At 40.9% G+C, this 4,754-nt stretch carries 5 protein-coding genes; all 5 read right to left on the reverse strand.

Annotated features, from left to right (window positions below; translation table 11 throughout):
* Nucleotides 1-50: 50 nt before the first annotated feature.
* The gene (locus tag DSBG_RS21160) at nucleotides 51-755 is read right to left on the reverse strand and encodes an ABC transporter ATP-binding protein (protein WP_009619696.1); all 705 of its coding nucleotides are present in this window, start codon (nucleotides 753-755) and stop codon (nucleotides 51-53) included.
* Nucleotides 755-1,522, reverse strand: coding sequence for an ABC transporter ATP-binding protein (locus tag DSBG_RS21165; RefSeq protein WP_068966936.1), 768 nt, complete (start codon nucleotides 1,520-1,522; stop codon nucleotides 755-757). Before DSBG_RS21165 ends, DSBG_RS21160 begins: the two co-directional genes overlap by 1 nt.
* On the reverse strand, nucleotides 1,503-2,456 hold the full coding sequence (locus tag DSBG_RS21170) for a branched-chain amino acid ABC transporter permease (protein WP_068966938.1): 954 nt from the start codon (nucleotides 2,454-2,456) through the stop codon (nucleotides 1,503-1,505). The genes DSBG_RS21165 and DSBG_RS21170 overlap by 20 nt, the downstream gene beginning before the upstream one ends.
* 9 nt (nucleotides 2,457-2,465) lie before the next feature.
* Nucleotides 2,466-3,359 carry a branched-chain amino acid ABC transporter permease gene (locus tag DSBG_RS21175; protein WP_068966940.1) on the reverse strand — a complete coding sequence of 298 codons (894 nt, stop codon included), beginning with the start codon at nucleotides 3,357-3,359 and terminating at the stop codon, nucleotides 2,466-2,468.
* A gap of 123 nt (nucleotides 3,360-3,482) precedes the next feature.
* Nucleotides 3,483-4,667, reverse strand: coding sequence for an ABC transporter substrate-binding protein (locus tag DSBG_RS21180; protein WP_068966942.1), 1,185 nt, complete (start codon nucleotides 4,665-4,667; stop codon nucleotides 3,483-3,485).
* Nucleotides 4,668-4,754 lie beyond the last annotated feature (87 nt).

The raw sequence follows: 4,754 nt of genomic DNA on the forward strand, positions 1-4,754 counted from the left end.
TGGTCTGCGGACCTCTTGCCCTTTTAGGGGCGGGACCTTAGGGGGGGATCTTATCCCCCAAGATAGGCCTTACGGATTTCTTCACTTGCTGCTAATTGTTTGGAATCTCCTGAAAGTACAATCTTTCCTGTCTCAAGCACATAGGCTCGATTAGCAATAGAGAGGGCCATATGAGCATTCTGCTCTACAAGCAAAACTGTCGTTCCACCCTCATTGATTTCTTTGATAATCGAAAAAATCTGTTTGACCAAGATAGGTGCCAAACCCATTGAAGGCTCATCTAGGAGGAGAAGTTGAGGTTTAGACATTAGGGCTCTCCCCATGGCCAGCATTTGCTGTTCTCCACCGGACAAAGTACCGGAAATTTGAGTATTACGTTCTAAAAGACGGGGAAACAGCCCATAAACGCGTTGCATGTCTTGCTTGACTCCTGCTTTGTCCTTGCGTAAATAGGCTCCAAGTTCCAAGTTTTCGATTACTGTCATATTAGCAAACACATGCCGCCCTTCAGGAACCTGCGATATCCCTTTGGACACGATTAATTGTGGAGCAATACTTGCTAAATTCTCACCGTTAAACGTAATCTTACCCGTTTTTGGGCGTAATAATCCAGAAATTGTCTTAAGACTTGTGCTTTTCCCTGCACCATTTGAGCCAATAAGAGTGACAATTTCCCCTTGGTTTACCTCGAAGGAGATCCCTTTTAAGGCATGAATTGCACCGTAGTATACGTTAACATCTTCTAGTACAAGCATCAGACAACCTCCTCCCCTAAATAAGCTTCAATTACTTTAGGATTGCTCTTGATTTCGTCTGGTACACCTTGTGCTATGATCATTCCATAATCCAAAACATAGATTCGTTCACAGACACCCATTACTAAGGACATGTCGTGTTCGATTAAGAGAATCGTTAGCTTGAACTCCTCTCTAATCCAACGAATAAGATTCATCAAGTCGTGTGTTTCTTGAGGGTTCATACCGGCAGCCGGCTCATCCAGCAACAAAAGTTTTGGTTCCGTTCCCAGAGCACGGGCAATTTCTAAACGACGTTGTTCCCCATATGGGAGATTTTTGGCAGTCTCTTCTGCTTTATCATCAAGATTAAAGATCTTTAATAAATTCATAGCTTTACGTTGCATTTCCTCTTCCCCTAAATAATACTTTGGAAGGCGAAGAAGTGCGCTTGCTAAGCTGTAAGATGACCGTTGATGATATGCGATTTTTACGTTTTCTATGACACTCAAATCACTAAACAAACGAATATTTTGAAATGTTCGCGCCATCCCCCTATGGGTAACTTGGTAGGGTTTAAGCCCACTCACTTCTTTGTCCTGAAATGTTATTTTACCTTCAGTTTTATCATAAACTCCCGTAAGTAAATTAAATACGGTAGTTTTACCAGCTCCATTTGGCCCAATCAGACCTATCAGTTCACCTTCATTAATTTCGATATTTAAATTGGAAACCGCTTTTAAACCACCAAAAGACTTAGAAAGATTATCAATTTTTAGAAGTGGCATTTTTATCACCCTTCTTTCCCAAGAAACTTAAGCTAAATTCTTTCGTTCCCAATATCCCGGTGGGTCTAAAGAGCATCATCGCGATCAATAAAACCGCTGTAATTACCAAACGCCATTCTGGAACACTGGCTAAGAGCGCTGAAACCAAGGTCATGACAATTGCACCTACAATACCACCAGTCATACTCCCAAGGCCACCAAGCACAACCATAACTAAAATGTCAAAGGACTTTAAAAAGGAGAATGTCATAGGTTGAATGATGTACATATAATTGGCGTAAATTCCGCCAGCTAACCCGGCAAAAAAGGCACCCATTGTAAATGCAATCACTTTGTATTTTGTTGTATTCACTCCCATGGATTCTGCGGCAATCTCATTTTCGCGGATAGATATACACGCTCTACCATGCGTTGAGGAAACAAAATTTTTCATCAGAATTACACTTAATACCATCAAAGCAAAAGCCCACGTCCATGTAATTTTACTCGATAGGGTGAACCCTGCTGCTCCACCGACATACTCTGTATTCAAAAACACAATTCGTACAATTTCTCCAAATCCCAACGTTGCAATAGCCAGATAATCTCCGTTAAGACGCAATGTAGGTAATCCAACCACCAGACCAGCTAACGCAGCGGCAATTGCTCCCGCCAGAAGTCCTAATAATAAGGGGCCATGATGAATAGTCGTAACAATCGCAGAAATATAAGCGCCTACGGCCATAAAACCTGCATGACCAATGGAAAATTGTCCTGTAATACCATTAATTAAATTCAGACTGGTAGAGAGAATAATATAAATACATATGAGTATTAATGTTAATTTATAAAACGGAGGCATAATATCCAATACGATCAATCCTTGGATAACTCCATATAACAGTACAATCCCCAAAAGAGCTACTAAATTTTGGCGGTTAAACAAGTTGCGCATTTTTCTCACCTACACTTTCTCACGTACATTTTTACCAAAAAGACCACTTGGTTTAACAATAAGCACGAGAATCAAGATAAGAAAGGCAACAGCATCCCGCCAAGTTGAAGCTCCTAAGCCGCTTACAATCGATTCGATCAAACCTAACATCAAACCTCCCACCATTGCACCAGGTATAATCCCAATTCCCCCTAATACTGCCGCAACAAACGCCTTCAAACCTGGAATAATTCCCATTAACGGGTCGATGGTATTAAAGTAGACACCCATCAATACTCCAGCAGCCGCTGCAAGAGCTGAACCAATAGCAAAGGTGAATGATATTATATTATTTGTATTTATTCCCATCAGTAGGGCAGCATCTTTGTCGAAGGATACTGCACGCATTGCTTTACCCATTTTGGTGTATTGTACGGTTATATGCAAGAGCACCATAAGTATAGTAGAGGTCAGAAGCATTACTATATCTCCATATTTGAAGATAACACCATGAAATGAATACATCGTTTCTGGAAAGACCGGGGGATAAGTACGCACTTGAGCCGTTACCAATAACATACCCCCATACTCTAAAAATAGCGATACTCCGATCGCTGTAATTAAAGCTGCAATACGAGAAGCGTTTCGCAAAGGTTTATAAGCAATCCGTTCGATTATAACACCTAACAAAGCACAAGCGACCATCGCAAAAAGCAACGCGGGTAGAAATGATAAATGTAAGACTGTTATGGCATACCAACCAGCATAGGCTCCCACCATCATAATGTCTCCATGCGCGAAATTGATCAGCTTAATTATACCGTAGACCATCGTATAACCCAAGGCAATGAGCGCATAGATACTTCCTAAGGACAATCCATTGACTATTTGTTGAAATATTTGTTGTGTAATACTACTTCCCATAAACTCACTCCCTATTCTGCTAAACCTTTCCAATAGAAGAGAGAGGGTGATTCTGTCCCCGCCCTCTCTCTGTTCAGGATGACCGTTATACCAACTATATATGCCTAAAGTACTATTTATTTATCACTGAGGAGCAACACGTTTCAAGAACGTTGGTTTACCGTCTTTATTTGCTTTGATTACGGCGCTCTTCTGTGGGTTATGAGTTTTAGAATCAATTGTGATTTCTCCACCTACACCTTGAAACCCTTTCATCGTCTCTAAGGCAGTACGCAATTTTTCTGGATCAGTGCTTTGAGCATTTTCAATAGCTTTAATTAAAAGATTTGCTGCATCATAACCTAAGGCGCCCATAGCATTCGGTACGCTATTGAATTTGGCTTTATATTCGCTAACAAACGTGGCCATCGCAGGATCATCTGTTGCCACATGATCGCAATAGAAGGTATTGTTCATCGCTTCTTTTCCACCGATATTGAATAGTTGTGGGTCATCCCAGCCATCTCCACCCATAAATGGCATCTTCATACCCAACTCACGAGCTTGCTTAACAATAAGACCCACTTCACCATAATAACCAGGTAACCATACCACATCCGGATTTTTTGCTTTAATATTTGTTAAGATAGAACGGAAATCCTTATCACTTCCACCGACATATTGCTCAGTAATGCTAATTGTACCATTTCCTTTTGTAAAATTAGTTACAAAGGCTTCTGCTAACCCTTTTGAATAATCGCTTTTTTGGTCAATAATTACGGCTGCAGTTTTAGCTTTTAAATCCGTTAAAGCAAAGTTAGCACCTACTTGTCCTTGGAAAGGGTCAATAAAGCACGCTCTAAAAATCCAGGGGCGTACTTCACCATTAGCTGGATCTACTGTTAACTTTGCATTTGTACCACTTGGAGATATCATAGGTATCTTATTATCTGTCACGACAGGTACCGCTGCCAGTGTAACAGAACTTGTCATTGATCCGATAACTGCAACGACTTTATCCTGAGTGACTAGCTTTGTAACCGCAGAAGTTGATTCCCCAGCATCTGACTTATTGTCTGCTGCAACTAGTTCTAGTTTTCTGCCTAGGACTCCACCTTTAGCATTTTGCTGCTCAAATGCTAAATTAATGGAATTCTGAGCCGCTTGACCAAACATTGCTGTTCCACCGCTTAATTCTAAATTACCACCCACTTTAATGGGTGCACTCGAATCACTCGATCCACTATTTGTTGTTCCACACCCGGCAACCAGTGAAGCACTTAATAAAGCGATCATACCAAGGGTGAAGCCTTTACTAAATAGTCTCATTCTTTCTCCTCCTTCTTTATAGGGAAATTAAGATGCTATTGTTTTCTTTCTACACTTCTGCTTCTACCTTCTGCTTTCACCCTCCTA

Origin of the sequence: Desulfosporosinus cupriresistens (genome assembly GCF_001707885.1) — a bacterium.
In the GTDB taxonomy this organism is placed as follows: domain Bacteria; phylum Bacillota; class Desulfitobacteriia; order Desulfitobacteriales; family Desulfitobacteriaceae; genus Desulfosporosinus.